Raw genomic sequence first — 20,173 nt, 5'->3', positions numbered from 1 at the left:
GTCGCGTCAGGGGTGCATGATTTCGGCGGCGGACACGCGCAGCCGCCGTTTTTCGAGTATTGCAGGCACGGTTTCGACCACAACGATGGCGATGAAAAGCACGGCAGCGCCGAAATAGCCGACCAGCGGCAGGCGTTCGCCCAGCACCACTGCTGCACCGAGAGCCGCAAACAGGCTTTCGGCTGACAAGATGATGGCGGCGTTGGCCGAAGGGACATATTGCTGACCGATGGCCTGGAAGGTGAAGGCAACAGCGGTGGACAAAATGCCGGTATAGGCGATCTGGACCCAGCCTGCCTGAAGTGCCGCAAGGTTGGGTTGTTCAAGCACCAGCGCGAAGATGAGCGCCATCAGGCCGGCAGCCAGAAAACTGATGGCGGAAACGTAAATCGGCAAGCCGGTGGCGCGGGCAATGTAGCCGAGCATGAGTACATGACAGGCCCAGAAAACCGCGCTGCACACGATGATTCCGTCACCTAAATTGAAGCTGTCGAGGCCGCCGCCGTTCAGATAGTAAATACCCACCAGCGCCAGCGGTACGCAAATCAGCACCACGGGATGTGGTTTGGTGCGCATGACAATAAAGGCGATTGCCGGCACGAAGAATACATAGAGCCCAGTGAGAAAACCGCCATTGGTGACGGTTGTCGAAATCAAGCCTTCCTGCTGTAGCCATGAGCCCAGGAAAAATACCACGCTCAGGACCATCACCAGACCCCAGTGGCGGCGCGACAGCGGGGTTTTCTTGCGCTTATGTTCGAACAGGGCCAGCGGCATGATAACAAGGCCGCCCAACAAATAGCGGGCGGCGGCAAAGGTCAGCGGCCCCATGGAATCCATGGCGGATTTTTGCGCGACAAAGGCAAACCCCCACAGCATGGTGCAGGCAAGGAGCAGGAGAGTGGCAAGGGGGCGGGTCATGGCGGCTCTGATTGGTATGGTTTGATAGACCACAATTTCAGTCGTTGCGCAAAGGGAAGAAAGCACTTGACTTAGAGTGTACTCGAACCCGTAACTTGACTGGCGTGATGACGAAAGGGGTGGCATGAAAATTGGGGAACTGGCCCGGCGTAGCGGTCTGACGACCCACACCATCCGCTATTACGAGCGGATCGGATTGTTGGCTTATGCTGATCGCGACAGCAGCGGGCAGCGCCGTTATGGCGCCGATATTCTGGTGTGGATTGAATTCTTGCACCGGCTCAAGGAAACCGGCATGCCCATTCGTGAAATGATGGACTATGCCGCCTTGCGGGCCAAGGGGTCGCAATCGGGACCGGCGCGTCGCAGAATGCTGGAGCAACACCGGGAAATCGTGCGGGCTCGGATATCCCAACTCAGTGCCAACCTTGTCGTTCTTGATCAAAAAATTGCTGGCTATGCCAGCGCTGAACAAGGAACGCTGGACGATGACGAAAATTGAAACTGAAAGCCGCCGCGCTCGCGGGGCCCGCCTACTGGCCGCCATCGATGGTGACGGCGGGGAACGGGTTGTGGAGAGCCTGAGCGATATTGCCCCGGACTTTGCTGATTATCTTCTCGAGTTTCCATTTGGGGATATTTATGCGCGGGAGGGGCTTGATGTGCGGGCTCGCGAGATCGCGACAATTGCCGCGTTGACGGCTATGGGAACGGCCCCGGCGCAGCTGAAGGTGCATATTGCGGCGGGCCTCAATGTGGGGTTGAGCCGCGACGAGATTGTGGAAATCATCATGCAGATGGCGGTATATGCGGGGTTTCCTGCGGCACTGAACGGCCTGTTCGGCGCCAAGGAGGTGTTTGCGGCCCGCTGAATCTGAGGCGCGCGGGGTCAAACCCGCGCGCCGCTGGCGTTCAGGCCAATTCAGCATCCAGTGCTTTAATCAGCTGATCGATTTCGGCCGGGGTTGTGTAATGAGTGAAGGACAGGCGCAGGATGCCATGATCGGGTGCAATGCCGAGGGCTTCGAGCAGGCGGTAGGAATAGAAATGGCCAGCTCCAGCCATGATGCCATGTCGGGCCAATCGTGTTGCCACATCGCGGCCCGGTTCGCGCAGGACCATGGAAATGGTTGGAGCGCGGTCGGCGGCATTTTTCGGGCCGATCAGACGCACCGAATTCTTGTTGGCCAGATAGTCCAAAAGCGGTGTCGCCAGAGCAATTTCCTGGGCGCGCATGGCGGTGTGAGCGCGACGGAACGGATCGGCCCCCGTAGTGTCAGGACCGGCGAGGTCGGCGACGGCTTCGAGATAATCAACGATACCAGCGCAGGCGGCGATCTGGGCGTGATCGGGCCCGGCAGGCGTCAGGCGGTAGCGCGGTTTGTCATTGTTGAAATAATGCCCCTGATTGGGCAGTTGGGCGGCCAGCTGGGGGCGAATGGCCATGACGCCCTGATGCGGCCCATAAACTTTGTAGGCGGAGAAGAAATAGATATCGACGCCGAGCGCCTGAAGATCTGGCAGGCCGTGGGGCGCATAACTGACGCCGTCGATGATCGTGAGGGCGCCAACAGTTTTGGCGCGGGCGGCAATATCGGCGACGGGATTGATTTCCCCCACAATGTTGGAACAGTGGGGCGCTGTGACCAGTTTGACGTCCTTGTCGAGCAGCCTGTCGAGATCGGCCAAATCGAGGTGACCGGACCGGGGATCGACCTGCCATTCGCGCACGATTATGCCGCGATCGGCCAGACGCCGCCACGCGCCGGTATTGGCCTCGTGGTCCTGATTGGTGACGATGATGGTATCGCCGGGCTTGAGCCAGCCGCCAAAGGCCTGACCGAGCACATAGGTGTTGGCAGAACTGGAGGGGCCGATGTGAATCCAGTCGGCGGAGACGTTCAAGGCCTGGGCGATGCGCTCAAATGCCAGCATCCATGGCTTTGCCTGCGGCGATCGAGGCGGGAAAGACCCCATAGGGCTGCAGTTTGGTGCGGCGATAGTATGTGTCGAGCCGGTCGAGCACCTGCCGGGATGTGTAGGAACCGCCGGCGCATTCGAAGAATGCCTGACCGGCCAGAGACGATTCGTCAAAGGCAGGAAAATTGGCGCGAATGCGGGCAGAATCAAGCGGCAGAGCAGGATGGGTCATCGGTTGGTTCCCTTGAACGATGACCGATTGGTAGTCGGTGCGCCCGTATGAGGCAACCCGGATGCAGCGATCCCCGGCCGTTGAGGGCCGAGGACCGTTTTGCGCACTGGCTGAGGGGGACGTTCAGCGCGCGCAGGGTGACGGCGTGCCGGGTCCGCAGGAGGGGACGAAACCGGCAGCCGAACTATTGTCAGTTAGCCGTTGATGACTGGGGCATCAGCGGGAGCGACGGTATTGGTTTGTTCAGGGGCACCCCGACGGTCACCGTCATGCTGGCGGTTGCTGCCTTCGTGACGCTGGTTGCCATCGCCGCGACCCATCTGGCGGCCATTGTCGCCACCCCGACGCTGCGGCGTGAGCTTTGCCTTCTGCTCGTCCGTCAGGCTATCGGCGAAGGCCTCAAGCCGTGGCAGCACTTTAGTCAGTGCATCGGCATGGGCCGTTTCAATCGCGGCGCGGGATTTGATCCTGTCAACCATGTCGGGTTGCGTGGTGGCATCGGCGGCAGGTCGGGCAGCGCTGACTGTGGCGGCGAAATTGCCTTGAGCGGTCAGCGCTGTGGTCTTTAGATCGTCCAGCAAGGTCTTTTGCTGATCGGTCAAATCTATGGCGTGGGATATTTTGACTACCGCAATTTCAATGCCTTCGGCGCCGCGGCGGAAGTTGAGCAGGCCACCAAGGGCACCGCCACGGGCATTGCGATTGTCCATGTTGCCATGTTGACGCTGGCCATTGCCGCGCTGGCCCCTATCGGCCATTTTGGTGTTGTCGCCAGCTTTGGTCTGGGCGACGGGAGTTGCCGTCTGGGCGGCGACCGGGGCGACGGCGGAAAGGCCTAGTGCAGCTGTCATCAAGGCGATGATGGCGGTTGATTGAATGGTCTTCATCGGGGTCGTTCCTTTGCATGGGATGCTGGTTTGTCCAGCACGAGAACGACATTAGAGGAGGCAAGTTATACCCAGCCTTGCGGCCAGATGAAGGTTTGGACAGGATGGTAAGATAAGCGAGGGACAATGATCGAGATTATCGCCAACCCCTTTCCAACGCATGCGGCCTTGCGGGCACTTTGGTCAGACGCCTGGGGGAGGGCGGGCCCAGACAGTTTTGAGCCGGTTTTAAAGCGCAGCCTGGCGCATTTTGGCGCTTTTGACGGACCGGCTCTCATCGGTTTTGTCAATGTGGCGTGGGACGGGGGAGGACATGCTTTTGTCCTCGACACCTGCGTGGCTCCCGCCTATCGGCGTTTGGGCGTTGCCACGCGATTGATCGCGGCGGCGCGACAGGCCGCATTGGTCGCGGGCGCTGAGTGGTTGCATGTCGATTTTGAGCCGCACCTGGCGACGTTTTACGCCAAATGCGGTTTTGTCCCGAGCGCGGCGGGATTGATAAAGCTGCGCTAGAATCGGCCTCGCGCGTCCCTACGAGGCGATATAGTCGCGCAGTGCCTCGGCATCGCGTTCGGCCTGTTCGATCTTGTATTTGACCACGTCACCAATCGAAATGATGCCGATCAGCTTGTTATTTTCGATGACCGGCACATGTCGGATGCGGCGACTGGTCATGCGTTCCATGATGTCGTCGATGCTGGTTTCACGGGTGCAGGTGACAACGCTGGTGGTCATCAGCGCCGAAATCGGCCGCGCCAGGGCGTCGACTGATTTTTTGCTGATGTGGCGCACCACGTCGCGTTCGGAAAAAATGCCGATCACGGTGCCATCGTCACTGGCGACGACGACGGCTCCGATATTGTAGGTGTTGAGCATATCAATGGCGTCAGCTACGGCGGCGCTGGCGGGAAGAGTTTTGACGTCGCTGCCCTTGGCGCCCAAAATGGTGTCTACAAGCATGATGCGGTCCTCCACATGTTCAATGATGAGTTTGCACCGCTACGGGCGCGGCGGCAAGCCCACGAAAAAAGGGCTGGCGTGGCACCAGCCCTTTGTAGATCGAAGGAGTGTGGAGGTCAGCCCTCGCGTTGTCCAGGTTTCCAGTAGTGACGGACATCGCGTTGGGCAGGAACCTGTTTGGGGATGGTGCCGTGCCAACAAATGCGCGCGGTTTCAAACAGGATTGCGAACACCAGCATGGTCAGTGGCGCCATAAAGGCGGCAACCTGCGGATCAATGGTTTTTGCCATGTTGGCGGCGCTGGTGGGGGTGACCCCGGCCAATAGTGCAACAATGGTACCGGATACGACAAGTGCCGAGATGGTTATGGCGTAAAGTCTGAAACTTTTGCGCTGGCCAGACGTAGTTTTGTGCATGGGATCGTCTCAACTCGCGTTCACAATGATGCCATCTAGCGCCCTAAATGCGGATGGAGTTTGTGTTGAACGGGGTGAAGCGCGTACCATTTGAGGGCAAAACTGTGGCAGGGCCACCGTTATAGCCGTCAAGACATCAACTGGCAGGAGGCCGGGATGCGCTACGTGCTCGCAATTGTAATGATGATTTTTTCGCTTACAGGACTGGCCATTGCCCAGGAGGCGATGGACGATGCGCCGTGGCAGGCGGTGGTAACCCGGCAGGTCGAGGCGTTTCGCAGTGGCGACGGCGCTGCCGCGTTGGAAATGGCGGGTGTCAAGTTCAAAGAGAATTTTGATAATCCGGATGATTTTTATGCTGCCATCCTGGGCTCGGGTTACGAGCCGATCATCAATTCACGCTCCCACAGCTTTGGTGAATACGAGAAGGTGAGCGACAATTTGGTGGTACAAGTGGTCAGGTTTGTTGGGCCGCAGTACGGACTTTATGAGGCGCTTTACCAAATGGGTAAGGAAGATGACGGTTGGCGTGTGCTTGGTGTAGCGCTAAAGCGCGAGCAAGGCGTTGGTGCCTAGCATTGGACCATTGGGGTGGGTTTGTCATGAAATTACCGATTGCGGGGGCGTTGGCGCTATTGGCCATGAGCCTGCCAATTGCGGCCGCGCAGGAGCGATTGCCGGACGGCGGCGAGGCCCGAGCGCGTGGGCAAGGGGCGGTCAAGGCCTGGTACGCCGGCCCGACTGATCGCTATGATCATGCGATATTGGGTGATGCGATTGAGGCCGGTAGTCTGGTGGCGGTTGACGCAGGCGGCCAACAATATCGGCTGGATCTGCCTAAAACCCAGGTATTTGAAGATATTACCCCGCGACTGGTCGATTTGGATGGGGACGGGCGCAGTGAAATCGTTACTATCCGCACCACCATCTTGGCGGGCGCGGCAGTGGCGGTTTATCGGATCGGTACATCGGGACTGGTCCAGGTGGCGACAACAGCCCCGTTGGGGCGCACGCACCGTTGGCTCTCGATTGCCGGGATCGCTGATTTTACCGGCGCGGGTGGCGCCCAGATTGCGATTGTCAAAACACCCCATATTGGCGGGATCGTTGAAATACTGGCGTTGCGCGGCGGCAAGCTGGCGCGGCTTTTTCAGCCGATTGGTGGCTATTCGAGCCACTTTATCGGCTCGCGTGATGTGAGCCTGGCGGGCGTTGGTGATGTCGACGGGGATGGCATTGTCGATCTGGTGCTGCCGGATCAGGCGCGTCGGGGGCTGGCTGTGTTCAGTTTTGCCAACGGCATGCATCAAAAATTTGCCACGGCAGTGCCTGGCACGATCAGTTTGCCGATGCAGGTCGATGGTGCCGGGCGTATCCGGGTGCCGATGGAACGCGGCAAAATTGTCGAAATTGGTTTTCGCTGATCGGGTTGGCATGTCTTGCCCGGCGGTCCGGCACGTTCTATCAGAACCCATTGTCGGGAGGCGTTGATGGGTTTGTTGTCGGAAGCTTTGAGTCGGGTTGAGCCATCGGCCACCATCGCCATCAGCCAGAAGGCGCGGCAGTTGGCGGCAGCGGGGCGCGATATCATTGCGCTATCGGCTGGCGAGCCGGATTTCGACACGCCCGAGCATGTGCGCAATGCGGCGATTGCGGCGATCAATGCGGGCAAGACACGCTATACCAATGTCGATGGCATTATCGAACTCAAGGAGGCGGTTGCCGCCAAGTTTCGGCGCGACAACGGACTTGAGGTGACGGCTGCGGACTGTTTTGTAGCCTCGGGCGGCAAGCAGATCATTTTCAATGCGCTGATGGCGACGCTCAACCCCGGCGATGAAGTCGTTGTGCCGGTGCCCTATTGGGTGAGCCTATCCTGAAATCGTGCGGTTGTGCGGGGCCGAGCCGGTGTTTGCCGTGGCCGATGCGTCCACGGGTTTCAAGCTGTCGCCCGAGGTTCTGGACGCAGCAATTACGCCCAAAACCAAGTGGCTCATACTCAATACTCCATCGAATCCCACCGGGGCGGCCTATTCGGCCGATGATCTGCGCGGGCTGGCCGATGTGCTGCTCAAGCATCCACAAGTGCATATTCTGACCGACGATATTTATGAGGCGCTGGTCTATGACGGGGGTGAATTTGCCACCATCGCGCAGGTGGAGCCCAAGCTGATCGCACGGACGCTGACCATGAATGGGGTGTCAAAGTCCCATGCAATGACCGGGTGGCGGATCGGCTATTGCACCGGGCCGCGGCAACTCTTGCAGGCGATGACCAAGTTGCAGGGCCAATCGACCAGCAACCCAACCTCGATTTCGCAATGGGCGGCAGTGGAAGCGCTCAACGGGCCGCAGGATTTTCTGGGCGAATGGCGCAAAGTGTTTCAGGAACGGCGCGATCTGGTGGTCAAGGGGCTCAATGCCAATACCGGTCTTGATTGCCTGACCCCGCAGGGCGCGTTTTATGTGTTTCCGTCGTGTCAGCGCCTATTGGGCAAGACCAGCGCGGGTGGCGCGGTGCTCAAGACGGACGAGGATTTCGTGATGGCGCTGCTTGAGGAAACCGGGGTAGCGCTGGTGCATGGTACAGCGTTTGGCCTGCCGGGTCATTTTCGTCTGAGCTATGCGGCCGCTACCAGCGAACTGGAAGCGGCGGTTGGCCGTATTCAGGTGTTCTGCGCCGGGATCAGCTAAGGGGCGGCCATAAAATAGGCCCCGCCCGAGGGGATGGGCGAGGCCATAGGGTCCGATGCCTGAGCATCAAACCTTTTCGGTCCGGCGCCAATGGCCGCCAGGAATGTCAATTCGACTATCGTTGAGATCATCGCCCGGCACAAACGCGCAATGGGAAGATCAGCTATGCGGATCGGGCGGGGGCAGGGCAAAAAAAAGCCCTGCTCGAAAGCAGGGCTGGTGATCGACAGAGCCGATCAAAAGTGGCGGCATCGGGCAAGGGAGGAGGATATGCCGTCTGCCGAGTGGGTCCAAGTCGAGGGAGGAGGATACGACTTAAACCCGGTCGTTGGGCAACGTGGTCCGCGGGAGGAGGATGCGGAGGACGTCGCGTCAACAACGGCAATATAGATTTTGACCAAACGGTCAGCAACAGGGCTATGGGTATGCCAGCCATGCGTTTTTTGCAGCGACAACATGTCATGTCTGGCCAAGAGATGGTCGGCGGCGCAAAAAAAGGCCCCACTCTGGGAGTGGAGCCTGCTGAGCGGCCTAAGCCTAATCTCAAAGTAGTGGTAGTGCGCACGGGAGGAGAATGTCCGCCTTACCAAACGGGCCTTGATCGAGGGAGGAGGATACGATCGCGGCCCGGTGTTGCGATATTGCGGCCCGAGGGAGGAGGATACGGGGCGCGTCTCAGCAACACGACCTAAATGGGCCTTGACCCGAAAAGTTGCAAGAGGTGGTTGGTCATGTCAGCCATGCATTTTTCGCGGGGCGATGGCAGTAGTTTTTAAGTCACTGATAAACATCGGTTTATTGCGAAAGTCATGATCTGTTATCTGGCCCTCGCACCGAAAATGATCATTAAACATTGAACGCCGAAGCCGGTTGCCTGGGAGTCGGTATTTGACGCCACCAAATGAAAAGGCCTCGCCCGAGGGGGACGAGGCCTCTTCTATATGGAGCAAGGCTCCACAGGAGGGAACGCAACGAGCCAAAAGGAGGGAGGGACAACTCGTTGTGTTAGCGCGGATATAGCGCTGGCGCCCGACCGCTTCAATGGCGGTGCGTGTATGGCAGCCATGCAGCGAGCGGGCGGCAGTTTTGGCGCAAATCGGCGTCGCTAAAGGCTCCACTCGCGCGCCTTGGACACGAGGAAATCGCGGAATACGCCAACCCGCTTTGAGCCTTTTCAGCGCCGGTGGATAAACGAAAAATGCCTCATATTCGGGTATTTCAATCTCATTGAACACCTGTACGAGATTGTTTTGATTCTCCGTTACGTAGTCGGGCAGCATCGCAATACCGGCGCCAGCGCTGGTCGCCTGCATCATGCCATAGATGGCATTGACCTTGAGGGCGGCGCGGCGGGGATTGTTGTCGGCGCGGCCAAAGCGTTCGAGATGATTGATATCGCCAAGGTAAGAAGGCACCGGCTCGCCGAAACTGATGATGCGGTGATTGTCGAGATCTTCGACATCCTTGGGCATGCCATGCTCGGCGATATAGTCCTTGGAGGCATAGAAGTGGTTGTGCACGGTGAACAGCTTGCGCAGAATCATTTCGGACTGGTTCGGGCGGTGCAAGCGAATTGCGACGTCGGCCTCACGCATGGCCAGATCCAGTTCGGCATCGTTCAGGCGGATTTCGAGTTGGATCAGGGGGTAGAGATTCAAAAATTCATCGAGGCGCGACGAGAGCCACGCTGAACCGATGCCAACCGTGGTGGTGACAACTAGCGGGCCGGTGGGATCATCCTGGCTCTCCGACATCTGGGTTTCGACCTGTTGGAGTTCCCAATGCATGCGGTGGGCCGTGCGGAAAAGCTGTTCGCCCACTTCGGTCAGCACCAGACCGCGGGCGTGGCGTATGAACAATTTTAGGCCAAGATCGTCTTCCAATGCCGAAATCTGCCGACTGACGGCAGACTGGCTCATGCCCAGCTTTTCAGCCGCGTGGGTGAAGCTCCCGACTCGGCGGCCGTATGGAAGATGCGGAGCTTGTCCCAATCCAGCATTTTGACGCTTTCCCCTCATTGAAGCGCGTCGACATGGTGCGGCGCGTCATCCTTTGTATCCCCGCGCCGCTTGTAGCGGTTCTTGCGCAGAATGGCTATTCGGCAGCTTCGGCCAGTTCGTGTTCAGCCAGAAAGCGCTCGGCGTCCAGAGCCGCCATACAGCCCATGCCTGCGGCGGTGACGGCTTGGCGATAGATATCGTCAGTGACGTCGCCGGCAGCGAAAACGCCGGGGATATTGGTCTGGCAGGTGCCGGGCTCTACCAGCAGGTAGCCACCCTGTTTCATGTCAAGTTTGCCGGCAAAGATCGAGGTGGACGGTGCATGACCAATGGCAACGAATACCCCATCGATGGGCTGTTGGGATGTCTCGCCGCTAATGGTGTCACGCAGGGTGATTGAATTTACCGATGGCGGCATAGCCGCACCGCCGATTTCGACGACTTCAGTATTCCAGCGCACTTCGATCTTGGGGTTTTTGAACAGGCGATCCTGGAGGATTTTTTCGGCGCGGAATTCGTCCCGGCGATGCACGACAATGACCTTGGAGGCAAAATTGGTGAGGAACAGGGCTTCCTCGACCGCTGTGTTGCCGCCGCCGACGACGACAACTTGCTTGTCGCGATAAAAGAAACCATCGCAGGTGGCGCAGGCGGACACACCAAACCCCTGGAACTTTTCTTCCGATGGCAGGCCAAGCCACTTGGCTTGGGCACCGGTCGAGATAATGACGCTATCGGCAGTGTAGCGAGTGCCGCTGTCGCCCGTCAGTACGAAGGGGCGCACGTCGAAATCCACGGCCACGATCAGATCGTTGACGATTTTGGTGCCGACATGTTCGGCCTGTTTCTGCATCTGCTCCATCAGCCAGGGACCCTGGATGACATCGGCAAAGCCGGGGTAATTTTCGACATCGGTGGTAATGGTGAGTTGGCCACCGGGCTGCAGGCCCTGGATCATGACCGGTTCGAGCATGGCCCGAGCGGCATAGATGGCTGCGGTGTAACCGGCGGGACCAGAACCGATAATGATGACTTTGGCGTGCATCGCAACGCTCTCCGAATAACAAGAATATCCTTCCCGCCAATAAAGAGGGGAAGGGGGACGGATTCAAGACAAAGTCGTGATCTTGCGACTTTGTGACGGCGTAACGCACCGAAAACTCACCTTGGGCCAATCGTTTGCCCAAAGATTGGGCGCTAGAGGTATTTTATCTTGATGATTTCATAGCTTTTCGAGCCGCCCGGTGCGGAAACCTCGAACGAATCGCCTTCTTCCTTACCGATCATGGCGCGGGCGATGGGCGAGGAAATCGAGATACGACCAGCGCTGGCGTCGGCTTCGGGATCGCCTACGACCTGATAGGTTTTTTCTTCTTCGGTGTCTTCATCAATATAGGTCACCGTGGCGCCGAACTTTACACTCTTGCCGGTCAACTTGGCGACATCGATGATGTCAGCCAACGCCAGGGTCGATTCAAGTTCCTGAATGCGGCCTTCATTGAGGCTCTGCTGCTCCTTGGCGGCCGAATATTCGGCGTTCTCGGACAGATCGCCATGGGCGCGCGCTTCGGAAATGGCATCGACGATTCGCCGACGCTCATTGGCCGTGCGGTGCTCATATTCGGCACTGAGGGCCTTGTGCCCTGCAATCGTCATTGGGATCTTTTCCATTCGTCTGGCCTCCATCGGCACGGCATATAGGTTTACTTCCTGCCAAATTCCGTTCGGCATTACCGCGACGATATTTTTGGGGGAAGTTTTGATTAGACTGCCCGGCCAAACCGTTTCGGTCAAGCGGGTGGCTTACAGTGAACATGGGGATTGGCGCTGGACTTACAAGGAGCATCGATTTTGCAGGCACATCGACGGCGAGAGAACAAGGATCGGGCGCGGCGCTCGAGACGCCGCGCCCGATCAGATAGTGTCAAATTGGTCAGGAGGCCGTCAGATTGTCAGCGGTGGATTTGCCCGTCCGCTTGTCCTGAACGATCTCGTAAGTTACCTTCTGGCCTTCGTCCAGGCCGTTAAGGCCAGAGCGCTGAACTGCAGAAATATGGACGAAAACGTCCGCCCCGCCCTCGTCAGGTTGAATAAATCCGTAGCCCTTTTGACCGTTGAACCATTTTACGGTGCCAGATGCCATGATGCGCGTTCCCTCGTGCCGTCTGCTGTTTGTCGACTGAAAACTATTTGATTTCAGCCGGTTGCCTATCGAAATTCGCTAATCACTTCAGCAAGCAGACTATTCGTCAGCACGCATCTATCGATCTGTCGCAAAGTCCGACCGTAAATTTCTAGCTTGAAACATCGCGTTCATCAATATGGCACATTGGTGTAGGGCGTTACTTACCCTGGGGTCGCCAGTGAAGAAGATGATTGATTTTTTCCCCAGAACGGTGGAGATGGTGTCGCCGGTGCCTGACCGGTGTTTTTCCGGACAGTTTCGTCTTGCTCAAGGCGTTTTTATCTTCTGGCGACATGATCGCTGATCGGCGGGCGGATCGCGCACGCCAGTATGCTGATGCCGGCGAGTTTGCGGTGGCGGCTGACTTGATGGAACAGGCCCTGAGCCTGACCCCTTATTGGACGGCTGGCTGGAGCCTGCTGGGCGAGTTTCACGAAAAGGCAGGGGCAATATCCCATGCGATATCGGCCTGGCGTTCGCTTGAGGCCCACGATGACGAGGGCGTGTTCGGGGCGGCACTGAAACTTGCGGCCTATGGGGCCGGTAGTGCCGGACAGGGCACGGCGATCGGCTATGTCGAGGCGCTGTTTGACCAATATGCACCGCACTTTGAAACCGCGCTGATTGACCGGCTTGGCTATAGCGTACCGACGATGCTGGCGGCGCTCTTGTCGACAACGATGCTGGAACTGGACATTGCCCGGTTTGATCTTGGGCTGGACCTTGGATGCGGCACCGGCCTGATGGGCGATCGGGTTCGGTCGGTGGTCGAGCGGCTAGAGGGCGTGGACCTGTCGGCGGCGATGATTGCGGAATGCGCGGGCAAAGGCGGTTATGACGCGCTGCAAAAGGGCGAGCTGGTTGACTATCTCAATGGCTTTGAGGGTCAGGCCGATCTGGTGACAGCGGCGGACGTCTTGATTTATTGCGGGGCACTGCCGCCGATATTCGTTGCAGCGCACAAGGCTATGGGTAAAGGCGGGTTGCTGGTGTTTTCGCTTGAGGAGCATGAGGGCAGCGAACCTCAGTTCCTGCGCCCGTCGCTGCGATATGCCCATAGCGCTGAAGCAACGCGACAGGCGCTGGTGGCGGTCGGGTTTGAGGTATTGCGATTGGAGCGCGATACTTTGCGCCAGGATCGGGGTACCCCGATCAAGGGCATCTTGATCGTGGCACGGCGGCTCTGATTTTTGACTGAAAGCCGGGGTGGTGTTGAGGATTGGTTGGGGGTATCGAAGGCGACGATTCGGCCTGAGGACCTGTAATGCAATCGATCCGCCATGATTTTCGTTCCGACACCGTGACCCGCCCGACCCCGGCAATGCGCGCGGCCATGGCCGACGCAGTGGTGGGGGATGATGTCTATGGCGAGGATACCACGGTCAATGCCCTGCAGCAGAGGGTGGCGACGATGCTCGGCAAGGTCGCAGGGCTGTTCGTGCCCTCGGGCACGCAATCGAACCTGCTGGCGCTGATGAGCCATTGTGGGCGCGGCGACGAATATATTGTGGGGCAGATGGCCCATTGCTATCGCTGGGAGGCCGGGGGCGCGGCGGTGTTAGGCTCGATCCAGCCGCAGCCGATTGCGCATAAGAATGACGGCACCATGGCGTTGGCGGACATCGCCGCCGCTATCAAGCCTGACGATATGCATTTTGCGCGCACACGATTGATTGCGCTGGAGAATACTATTGGCGGCAAGGCCTTGCCAATGTCCTATATGGAGGCGGTCGGAGCACTGGCGCGCAGCAAGGGGCTGTCGCTGCATCTGGACGGGGCGCGGGCGTTTAATGCCAGCATGGCGCTGGGCGTGGATATCGACAAGATGGTGGCGCCGTTCGATACGGTGTCGATCTGTCTTTCAAAGGGGCTGGGGGCCCCGGTTGGATCAGTGCTTGTTGGCGGGCAAGCGCAGATCGACAAGGCGCGACGGCTGCGAAAGATGCTGGGTGGCGGGATGCGGCAGGCCGGGATTTTGGCGGCAGGCGGGCTTTATGCACTGGAACACCACGTCGCGCGGCTCGCTGAGGACCATGAGCGGGCGCGTACATTGGCGGCGGGTCTGAGCCGGTTCGAGCCATTGTCGGTCGATATGCCGGATACCAATATCATCTTTGTACGCACCGAGCCTGATCTCGGATCGCGGCTGGTGGCGTATCTCGGGACGCAGGGGATTGCCGTTAGCGGGCTTTATGGCACCCAGCGCTGGGTGACGCATCTGGATATTGACGATGGTGCCATTGCGGCGGCGCTCGCGGCGGTTGAAGGATTTTTTGCCGAAAACTAGGAAAACAGCAGTCGGGTGCCGACCAGTATGAGCACGCAGCCGAGCAGTGTGCGCAGCAGGGTTTCGTTGACGCGGGGCGCAAAATGACTAGTGATCAGAACGCCGGGGATCGAGCCGATCAGCAGTGAAATGAGCATGTGCCCGTCAATCGAGCCGATGGCCCAATGACCCATGCCCGCGACCAGCGTCAGCGGGACTGCATGGGCAATGTCTGACCCTATGATGCGCACCGTGGGCATTTTGGGGTAGAGCAGCATAAGGGCGACGACACCGCCGGCACCGGCGCCAACCGATGAAATCGACACCATGACCCCTATGATGAGTCCGGTGGTAATGGTGAGCACGACTTGCCGTTTTTTGCCCATATCCGGGCGACTGGCCGCCAGTTTTACCAGTTGTGGGCGAAAAAACATGCTGAGTGCGGTCAGCAGCAACATGACGCCCAAAGCGATGGAGATCACGCGCGAGACATCATCGCTCTGGATACCGGTGTTGGAGAGTATCGACACGGTCACAATTGCTGCGGGGACGCTGCCGCTGGCGAGAAGACCGACGATGCGCCAGTCGATAACCTGGTTGAAGCCATGGGCAAGGGTGCCTGCGGATTTGGTGGCGGCGGCATAGAGCAGGTCTGTGCCAACGGCCGTGGCGGGGTGTACGCCAAATAGAAGGATCAGCAGCGGGGTCATCAGCGATCCACCGCCGACGCCCGTCAGCCCGACAATGGCGCCAACGATCAGACCCGAGAGCGTGAACAATGGGTCGATAAAGCCGAATAACGCCATGAAACCCTCGCCGCCGCGTTCACGTCAAACTAACATATTCGGGAAATGGCGCAGGGACCAAATGGGAAAAGCAATTGCGTTGGCCGCGGCGGGAGAAGAATCTTCATCCTCCCGGCGCTGGCTTTTCGCACATTGCGGTTTTCGTCTGTTGGCGGATTAATCGGCGAAATAATCCTGCAGGGACCGCACGCCAAGATTGCCACGCTGATAGGCAATGATGCCATCAACAGCGGCCATGGCGCCGGGCACAGTGGTATAATAGGGGATCTTGGCCAGAAGCGCGGTGCGCCGAATATCGCGGCTGTCGGAAATCGATTTGGCACCGTCAGTGGTATTGATCACCAATTGCACGCCGCCGTTTTTCATTGAGTCAACGATGTGGGGACGCCCCTCGAGCACCTTGTTGATCTTGGTGGCCGGAACGCCATTTTCAACGAGATATTTCTGGGTACCGCTGGTGGCGAGAATTTCGAAACCGGCGCCAACAAGATGACGGATGCTGTCGACGACATTCTCCTTGTCGGCGTCGCGCACCGAGACGAAGGCGACACCGGAGACCGGCACTTTCGAGCCAGCCCCAATTTGCGACTTGGCAAAGGCCATGGCAAAATCTGTATCCAGACCAATGACTTCGCCCGTCGACTTCATTTCGGGGCCGAGTACGGTATCAACGCCGGGGAAGCGATTGAAGGGGAAGACAGCTTCCTTGACGGCGATGTGCTTGAAGGTTTTTTCAACCAGTTCGAAGCTGGCAAGGCTTTCGCCGGCCATGATGCGGCTGGCGATCTTGGCGATGGGTTGGCCGATCACCTTGGCAACGAACGGCACGGTGCGGCTGGCACGCGGATTGACTTCGAGCAGGTAGATGACGCCGTCCTTGAGGGCGTATTGGACATTCATAAGGCCGCCAACCTTTAGGGCGAAGGCGAGTTCGGCGGTCTGACGCTTAAGCTCGGTGATAATTTCGGGACTGAGGTTTTGAGGCGGCAGCGAGCAGGCGCTGTCGCCCGAGTGAATGCCCGCTTCCTCGATATGTTCCATGATGCCGCAGACAAAAACGTCCTTGCCATCGCAGAGGCAGTCGACGTCGATTTCGATGGCGTCGGAGAGATAGCCGTCAAACAGCAATGGATTGTCCGAGAGGACCGAATTGATCTGGCCGGTCTTGTCGTTGGGGTAGCGATGCAGGATATCGGGCGGTACCAGACCGGTTAGCGTGTCCTGCACATAGCGCTCGAAATCATTGGCCGAATGGGCGATGGCCATGGCGCGGCCGCCCAGAACATAGGAGGGGCGAATGACCAGTGGATAGCCCAAGCGCTCTGCAACAAGGCGAGCCTTGTTCAAGGGAATAGGCGATTCCGTTCTTGGGTTGAGTCAAGTCGAGCCTTGTTGAGCAATTTTGAAAACAGGTCGCGGTCTTCGGCCAGATCGATGGCGTCGGGCTGGGTGCCGAGGATCGGCACGCCGGCCTTCTGGACGGCTTCGGCCAGATTGAGCGGCGTTTGGCCACCGAACTGAACGATGACGCCGTGGAGCGTGCCCTTCTGCTTTTCGGTTTCGAGAATTTCGATGACGTCTTCTTCGGTCAGCGGCTCAAAATAGAGGCGATCGGAGGTGTCGTAATCGGTCGAGACGGTTTCGGGATTGCAGTTGACCATGATGGTTTCATAACCAGCATCGGACAGTGCGAACGCGGCATGGCAGCAGCAATAGTCGAACTCGATACCCTGGCCGATGCGGTTGGGGCCGCCACCCAAGATGACGACTTTCTTGCGCTCGGAGGGAAAGGCTTCATCGGCCAGCTTGCCGGCAAAGGGGGTTTCGTATGTTGAATACATATAGGCGGTCGGCGACGCGAATTCGGCGGCGGAGGTATCGATGCGCTTGTAGGCCGGGCGCACGTCGAGCGCGCGGCGCAGCTTGCGCACCTCGCCTGCGCGCTGGCCGGTCAGTTCGGCAAGGCGAGCGTCAGAAAAGCCCATGGCCTTGAGGCCGCGCAGGGCCGCAGCATTGTCGGGCAGGCCGAGCCTGTCGCACCTTGTCCTCGGTATCAACAATGCCTTTCATCTGCTCAAGAAACCAGGGGTCGATCCTGCAGGCTTCGTGGATGTCCTCAAGGCTCATACCAAGGCGCATGGCTTCGGCGACGTGAAGCAAACGATCTGGCGTCGGCGTGCCGATGGCGGCCTTGATGGCGTTCTTGTCTTCGCCTTCACCCAAACCGGGAATGCCGATTTCATTGAGACCGGTCAGGCCGGTTTCAAGCGAGCGCAGCGCCTTTTGCAGGCTTTCCTGAAAGGTGCGGCCAATGGCCATGGCTTCGCCGACAGACTTCATCGAGGTGGTCAGGCGATTGTCGGCGCCGGGGAATTTTTCGAAGGCAAAGCGGGGAATTTTGGTGACGACATAGTCGATGGTCGGCTCGAACGAGGCCGGGGTGGCGCCGCCGGTAATGTCGTTTTCCAACTCATCAAGCGTGTAGCCAACGGCCAGCCGCGCGGCAACCTTGGCGATGGGGAAGCCGGTGGCTTTTGAAGCCAACGCTGAGGAGCGCGAGACGCGCGGGTTCATCTCGATAACGACCATGCGCCCGTCAGCCGGATTGATGCCGAACTGTACGTTGGAGCCGCCGGTCTCCACCCCGATTTCGCGCAGCACCGCCAATGAGGCGTCGCGCATGATCTGGTATTCCTTGTCGGTCAGGGTCAGGGCCGGGGCGACGGTAATGCTGTCGCCGGTATGCACGCCCATCGGATCGACATTTTCAATCGAGCAAATGATGATGCAGTTGTCTTTCTTGTCGCGGACAACTTCCATTTCATATTCTTTCCAGCCAAGAACGCTTTCCTCGACCAGAACTTCATTGGTGGGGGAGGCGTCGATGCCGCTTTCGCAGATGGAAAGATATTCTTCGCGGTTGTAGGCGATGCCGCCGCCGGTGCCGCCAAGCGTGAAGCTGGGGCGAATGATGCAGGGCAGGCCGATGACTTCGAGCGCCTGAAGCGCTTCAATGGTGTTGTGGGCCAGCATCGAGCGGGGCGTGTCCAACCCGATCTTTTTCATGGCGTCGCGGAACAGTTCGCGGTCTTCGGCCTTGTCGATGGCGTCGGCAGTGGCGCCGATCATTTCAACATTGTATTTTTCGAGAATCCCCATCTTGCGCAGCGACAGGGCGCAGTTGAGCGCTGTCTGGCCGCCCATGGTGGGCAAGAGCGCGTCGGGGCGTTCCTTTTCGATAATCTTGGCGACAACTTCAGGGGTGATCGGCTCCATATAGGTGGCATGGGCCAGATCGGGATCGGTCATGATGGTGGCGGGATTGGAATTGACCAGAATGATCCGGTAACCCTCTTCCTTGAGCGCCTTGCACGCCTGGGTGCCCGAATAATCGAACTCACATGCCTGGCCAATGATGATCGGCCCGGCACCGATGATAAGGATCGATTTGATGTCGGTGCGTTTTGGCATGGCTCACTCAATTTGGTTGTCGAGGCGCGGCCACGGCGCAGGAGAATCGCCGGGCCAGTTCAACCGCCCTGCGCCAGTCCGCGCGGCATCTGGCGCTGCGGCGCGTGGATCAGGCTTGGGCATGGCGGTTAAGTGGGCTGTCTAACCGAAGAGTGGCGCAAAGGGAAGGGGGCGCGAGCCGGGTGTGGCGCTTTGCTGTGGGTGGCGGCGTGGTGGGCAATGCTCAAGCAGCTGAGCGTTACGAATTTGATTGTCGGCGGCAATTGCAAAGCGCAAGGATGCTGTTGGCGTCGGCTCATGGCGGCACGATTGTCGTGGCGAAAGCCGGTCGCGATGGAGTGTCTGGAAATGGCGCTGTCGGTTCAGGAACATTACGGCTCAACCCACATTGTTGAAAAAATTCTGGCGGCGGTGCCCTGGTCCAGACAGGACGGGCGCAAACTCGGACCCGAGGCGCTTTACCCGTTTGATCAGTTCCATGGCGGGGAACTGTTGGCCACCCAGGAACATGCGCGACGGCTGGAGCCGGGTGCGAGAGAGCATATATTGGATGTGGGGTCGGGCATTGGTGGCCCCGCGCGGTACATGGCCAGCACGTATGGCTGCCGGGTGAGCGGGATTGATATTACCGAGCGGTTCGTAGCGGCGGCCAATGAACTGACCGCCCTGTGCGGCATGGAGGGTCAGGCACGTTTTGTCAAAGCGGATGCCGCAGCGCTGCCCTTTGATGATGATGGTTTCGAGCGCGGTTATTGCCTTTATGTCGGCATGAATTTGCCGGACCGGGCAAAAGTGATGCACGAATGCGTACGTGTCGTGCAACCGGGTGGGCGGTTTGTGTGGAGTGAAGCGGTTTTGAAGGAGGGGGATCCGCTCTATCCGTTGCCATGGTCATTAACGCCCGAGGGTAGCCATCTTGCTAGTAAAGAAGAACTGGTATCCGTGATGGTAGGGGCAGGCTTTGAAATTCTGACTGTCGATGACGACAGCGCCGAGCAATTAGAATTGGTTGCGCAGATGAAGGCTGCAGGCAAAAGCATGTCGAGTGGCCAACATCAGGCCAATGAGGTGGTATTAGGCCCAGACTTTGCCGAACGACGGATGAATTATGTGCAAAGCCTTGCCCGCAATAATCTGGCGGCACTGGTGATTGTGGCGCAGGTGACAAAGTGATTGTCGGGAACCAGTCGCGTGACGTCTCGTTGTGACCCGAGTTTAAACACGGGAGCGTCACGTCATGTTTGGTTTGCTGATTACTTTGGTTATTATCACCCTGATTGCCGGGGCACTGGGTTTTACGGGGATTGCGCGGGGCGCGGCGGGCCTGGCAAAAATTGTTTTTGTGTTGATGCTCATTGCCATCGTCATCATGCTGCTTCTCGGTGCCATGGGTTTGGCGGTAATCTTTTAGCCAG

19 protein-coding genes and 3 pseudogenes are annotated in these 20,173 nt (G+C 58.6%); 10 read left to right on the top strand and 12 right to left on the bottom strand.

Annotation, left to right across the window (positions count from 1 at the left end; genetic code table 11):
• Positions 1–6: 6 nt before the first annotated feature.
• A complete protein-coding gene (locus PSQ19_RS08385) occupies positions 7–921 on the bottom strand; it encodes a DMT family transporter (protein ID WP_282220404.1) in 915 nt (304 codons plus the stop codon).
• A 124-nt stretch (positions 922–1,045) separates the two neighbouring features.
• On the opposite strand from PSQ19_RS08385, the gene PSQ19_RS08380 reads away from it, so the two are divergent.
• Together PSQ19_RS08380 and PSQ19_RS08375 are read left to right on the top strand one after the other, a co-directional pair.
• Entirely contained in the window at positions 1,046–1,423 is a 378-nt protein-coding gene (locus tag PSQ19_RS08380; RefSeq protein WP_282220403.1) for a MerR family transcriptional regulator, read from the top strand.
• Positions 1,410–1,793 (top strand): carboxymuconolactone decarboxylase family protein, encoded by a 384-nt coding sequence (locus tag PSQ19_RS08375; protein ID WP_282220402.1) that lies wholly within the window; start codon positions 1,410–1,412, stop codon positions 1,791–1,793. Before PSQ19_RS08380 ends, PSQ19_RS08375 begins: the two co-directional genes overlap by 14 nt.
• Positions 1,794–1,833: 40 nt before the next feature.
• Here the strand turns inward: PSQ19_RS08375 and PSQ19_RS08370 are convergent, their stop codons facing one another.
• From PSQ19_RS08370 to PSQ19_RS08360, 3 genes are all read right to left on the bottom strand, one after another.
• The gene (locus tag PSQ19_RS08370; protein WP_282220401.1) at positions 1,834–2,856 is read right to left on the bottom strand and encodes an aminotransferase class V-fold PLP-dependent enzyme; all 1,023 of its coding nucleotides are present in this window, start codon (positions 2,854–2,856) and stop codon (positions 1,834–1,836) included.
• On the bottom strand, positions 2,843–3,073 hold the full coding sequence (locus PSQ19_RS08365; RefSeq protein ID WP_282220400.1) for a hypothetical protein: 231 nt from the start codon (positions 3,071–3,073) through the stop codon (positions 2,843–2,845). Before PSQ19_RS08365 ends, PSQ19_RS08370 begins: the two co-directional genes overlap by 14 nt.
• A 194-nt stretch (positions 3,074–3,267) precedes the next feature.
• Entirely contained in the window at positions 3,268–3,960 is a 693-nt protein-coding gene (locus PSQ19_RS08360) for a Spy/CpxP family protein refolding chaperone (RefSeq protein WP_282220399.1), read from the bottom strand.
• Positions 3,961–4,086: 126 nt separating this feature from the next.
• On the opposite strand from PSQ19_RS08360, the gene PSQ19_RS08355 reads away from it, so the two are divergent.
• Positions 4,087–4,473 (top strand): GNAT family N-acetyltransferase, encoded by a 387-nt coding sequence (locus PSQ19_RS08355; RefSeq protein WP_282220398.1) that lies wholly within the window; start codon positions 4,087–4,089, stop codon positions 4,471–4,473.
• A gap of 18 nt (positions 4,474–4,491) precedes the next feature.
• Here the strand turns inward: PSQ19_RS08355 and PSQ19_RS08350 are convergent, their stop codons facing one another.
• Positions 4,492–4,920: a CBS domain-containing protein gene (locus PSQ19_RS08350; RefSeq protein ID WP_282220397.1), complete on the bottom strand. Its 429-nt coding sequence runs from the start codon at positions 4,918–4,920 to the stop codon at positions 4,492–4,494.
• A gap of 116 nt (positions 4,921–5,036) precedes the next feature.
• Positions 5,037–5,336, bottom strand: coding sequence for a hypothetical protein (locus PSQ19_RS08345; RefSeq protein ID WP_282220396.1), 300 nt, complete (start codon positions 5,334–5,336; stop codon positions 5,037–5,039).
• 156 nt (positions 5,337–5,492) lie between these two features.
• Here PSQ19_RS08345 and PSQ19_RS08340 point away from each other — a divergent pair, with 156 nt between their 5' ends.
• The 3 genes and pseudogenes from PSQ19_RS08340 to PSQ19_RS08330 all read left to right on the top strand — a co-directional run bounded on the left by PSQ19_RS08340 (position 5,493) and on the right by PSQ19_RS08330 (position 8,030).
• Complete coding sequence (locus PSQ19_RS08340; protein WP_282220395.1) at positions 5,493–5,912, top strand: DUF4864 domain-containing protein; 420 nt, start codon at positions 5,493–5,495, stop codon at positions 5,910–5,912.
• Positions 5,913–5,938: 26 nt separating this feature from the next.
• Positions 5,939–6,760 carry a hypothetical protein gene (locus tag PSQ19_RS08335; RefSeq protein ID WP_282220394.1) on the top strand — a complete coding sequence of 274 codons (822 nt, stop codon included), beginning with the start codon at positions 5,939–5,941 and terminating at the stop codon, positions 6,758–6,760.
• 66 nt (positions 6,761–6,826) lie between these two features.
• Positions 6,827–8,030 (top strand): annotated as a pseudogene (locus PSQ19_RS08330) (pyridoxal phosphate-dependent aminotransferase).
• A 1,105-nt stretch (positions 8,031–9,135) separates the two neighbouring features.
• On the opposite strand, the pseudogene PSQ19_RS08325 reads toward PSQ19_RS08330, so the two are convergent.
• The 4 genes and pseudogenes from PSQ19_RS08325 to PSQ19_RS08310 form a co-directional block, all read right to left on the bottom strand.
• A pseudogene (locus PSQ19_RS08325) lies at positions 9,136–10,029 on the bottom strand (LysR family transcriptional regulator).
• 95 nt (positions 10,030–10,124) lie between these two features.
• The gene (trxB, locus tag PSQ19_RS08320; RefSeq protein ID WP_282220393.1) at positions 10,125–11,075 is read right to left on the bottom strand and encodes a thioredoxin-disulfide reductase; all 951 of its coding nucleotides are present in this window, start codon (positions 11,073–11,075) and stop codon (positions 10,125–10,127) included.
• Between the two features lie 152 nt (positions 11,076–11,227).
• A complete protein-coding gene (gene greA, locus PSQ19_RS08315; RefSeq protein ID WP_282220392.1) occupies positions 11,228–11,701 on the bottom strand; it encodes a transcription elongation factor GreA in 474 nt (157 codons plus the stop codon).
• Positions 11,702–11,963: 262 nt separating this feature from the next.
• Positions 11,964–12,173 carry a cold-shock protein gene (locus tag PSQ19_RS08310; protein WP_282210666.1) on the bottom strand — a complete coding sequence of 70 codons (210 nt, stop codon included), beginning with the start codon at positions 12,171–12,173 and terminating at the stop codon, positions 11,964–11,966.
• Between the two features lie 305 nt (positions 12,174–12,478).
• Between PSQ19_RS08310 and PSQ19_RS08305 the strand changes: the two genes are divergently transcribed.
• Together PSQ19_RS08305 and ltaE are read left to right on the top strand one after the other, a co-directional pair.
• Positions 12,479–13,402, top strand: a complete 924-nt coding sequence (locus PSQ19_RS08305) for a methyltransferase domain-containing protein (protein ID WP_282220391.1) — start codon at positions 12,479–12,481, stop codon at positions 13,400–13,402.
• 77 nt (positions 13,403–13,479) lie between these two features.
• Complete coding sequence (gene ltaE, locus PSQ19_RS08300; RefSeq protein ID WP_282220390.1) at positions 13,480–14,502, top strand: low-specificity L-threonine aldolase; 1,023 nt, start codon at positions 13,480–13,482, stop codon at positions 14,500–14,502.
• On the opposite strand, the gene PSQ19_RS08295 is transcribed toward ltaE, so the two are convergent.
• Both PSQ19_RS08295 and carB read right to left on the bottom strand, forming a co-directional pair.
• Positions 14,499–15,287, bottom strand: coding sequence for a sulfite exporter TauE/SafE family protein (locus PSQ19_RS08295; protein ID WP_282220389.1), 789 nt, complete (start codon positions 15,285–15,287; stop codon positions 14,499–14,501). The genes ltaE and PSQ19_RS08295 overlap by 4 nt on opposite strands.
• A 156-nt stretch (positions 15,288–15,443) precedes the next feature.
• A pseudogene (carB, locus tag PSQ19_RS08290) lies at positions 15,444–18,758 on the bottom strand (carbamoyl-phosphate synthase large subunit).
• Positions 18,759–19,055: 297 nt separating this feature from the next.
• Between carB and PSQ19_RS08285 the strand changes: the two are divergent.
• Positions 19,056–19,931, top strand: a complete 876-nt coding sequence (locus PSQ19_RS08285; protein ID WP_282220388.1) for a methyltransferase domain-containing protein — start codon at positions 19,056–19,058, stop codon at positions 19,929–19,931.
• A gap of 64 nt (positions 19,932–19,995) precedes the next feature.
• Complete coding sequence (locus PSQ19_RS08280) at positions 19,996–20,169, top strand: DUF1328 domain-containing protein (protein ID WP_282220387.1); 174 nt, start codon at positions 19,996–19,998, stop codon at positions 20,167–20,169.
• Positions 20,170–20,173 lie beyond the last annotated feature (4 nt).

Origin of the sequence: Devosia algicola (assembly GCF_028816455.1) — a bacterium.
In the GTDB taxonomy this organism is placed as follows: Bacteria; Pseudomonadota; Alphaproteobacteria; order Rhizobiales; family Devosiaceae; genus Devosia; species Devosia algicola.
This window is presented reverse-complemented; position numbering and strand designations above follow the sequence as displayed.

Excerpts from the sequence above, each read along its gene's own strand:
- PSQ19_RS08335 (WP_282220394.1), top strand. The coding sequence starts at position 5,939 with ATGAAATTACCGATTGCGGGGGCGTTGGCGCTATTGGCCATGAGCCTG.
- ltaE (WP_282220390.1), top strand. The coding sequence starts at position 13,480 with ATGCAATCGATCCGCCATGATTTTCGTTCCGACACCGTGACCCGCCCG.
- trxB (WP_282220393.1), bottom strand. The coding sequence starts at position 11,075 with ATGCACGCCAAAGTCATCATTATCGGTTCTGGTCCCGCCGGTTACACC.
- PSQ19_RS08360 (WP_282220399.1), bottom strand. The coding sequence starts at position 3,960 with ATGAAGACCATTCAATCAACCGCCATCATCGCCTTGATGACAGCTGCA.
- PSQ19_RS08370 (WP_282220401.1), bottom strand. The coding sequence starts at position 2,856 with ATGCTGGCATTTGAGCGCATCGCCCAGGCCTTGAACGTCTCCGCCGAC.
- PSQ19_RS08350 (WP_282220397.1), bottom strand. The coding sequence starts at position 4,920 with ATGCTTGTAGACACCATTTTGGGCGCCAAGGGCAGCGACGTCAAAACT.
- PSQ19_RS08355 (WP_282220398.1), top strand. The coding sequence starts at position 4,087 with ATGATCGAGATTATCGCCAACCCCTTTCCAACGCATGCGGCCTTGCGG.
- PSQ19_RS08375 (WP_282220402.1), top strand. The coding sequence starts at position 1,410 with ATGACGAAAATTGAAACTGAAAGCCGCCGCGCTCGCGGGGCCCGCCTA.
- PSQ19_RS08285 (WP_282220388.1), top strand. The coding sequence starts at position 19,056 with ATGGCGGCACGATTGTCGTGGCGAAAGCCGGTCGCGATGGAGTGTCTG.
- greA (WP_282220392.1), bottom strand. The coding sequence starts at position 11,701 with ATGGAAAAGATCCCAATGACGATTGCAGGGCACAAGGCCCTCAGTGCC.
- PSQ19_RS08385 (WP_282220404.1), bottom strand. The coding sequence starts at position 921 with ATGACCCGCCCCCTTGCCACTCTCCTGCTCCTTGCCTGCACCATGCTG.
- PSQ19_RS08280 (WP_282220387.1), top strand. The coding sequence starts at position 19,996 with ATGTTTGGTTTGCTGATTACTTTGGTTATTATCACCCTGATTGCCGGG.
- PSQ19_RS08340 (WP_282220395.1), top strand. The coding sequence starts at position 5,493 with ATGCGCTACGTGCTCGCAATTGTAATGATGATTTTTTCGCTTACAGGA.
- PSQ19_RS08295 (WP_282220389.1), bottom strand. The coding sequence starts at position 15,287 with ATGGCGTTATTCGGCTTTATCGACCCATTGTTCACGCTCTCGGGTCTG.
- PSQ19_RS08365 (WP_282220400.1), bottom strand. The coding sequence starts at position 3,073 with ATGACCCATCCTGCTCTGCCGCTTGATTCTGCCCGCATTCGCGCCAAT.
- PSQ19_RS08380 (WP_282220403.1), top strand. The coding sequence starts at position 1,046 with ATGAAAATTGGGGAACTGGCCCGGCGTAGCGGTCTGACGACCCACACC.
- PSQ19_RS08345 (WP_282220396.1), bottom strand. The coding sequence starts at position 5,336 with ATGCACAAAACTACGTCTGGCCAGCGCAAAAGTTTCAGACTTTACGCC.
- PSQ19_RS08310 (WP_282210666.1), bottom strand. The coding sequence starts at position 12,173 with ATGGCATCTGGCACCGTAAAATGGTTCAACGGTCAAAAGGGCTACGGA.